Genomic DNA, 279 nt, shown 5'->3' with positions numbered 1-279 from the left:
GCGCAGCAACTGGGCGTCGCCATCGCCCAGAAAGCGCCGCTGGAAGGCGAGCCTGAACAGTTCGACACCCAGGCCAAGGGCAGCGAGCCGTACAAGGGCGACCTGACCACGTTCCTGCCGCTGGATCCGCTGTTCAGCAACATGCTGCCCAAGCCTGACGAGCTGCAGCAACGCAGCACCGATCCGGTCCAGGGCGAACCCGCTGGCGACGACGCCCTGTTCGCAGACAGCGACATTCCGGTCGGTCTGGTCGGCACCAGCTACAGCGCCAACCCGAAC

Annotated in this window: 1 protein-coding gene; it reads left to right on the top strand. The window is 66.3% G+C overall.

Translation table 11 applies throughout. From position 1 onward, the window contains the following. On the top strand, positions 1–279 hold a 279-nt coding region (locus tag EE949_RS13675; RefSeq protein ID WP_431194223.1), incomplete at both ends, for an alginate O-acetyltransferase AlgX-related protein.

Source organism: Pseudomonas viridiflava, assembly GCF_900602065.1.
Classification (GTDB): Bacteria; Pseudomonadota; Gammaproteobacteria; order Pseudomonadales; family Pseudomonadaceae; genus Aquipseudomonas.
This window is presented reverse-complemented; position numbering and strand designations above follow the sequence as displayed.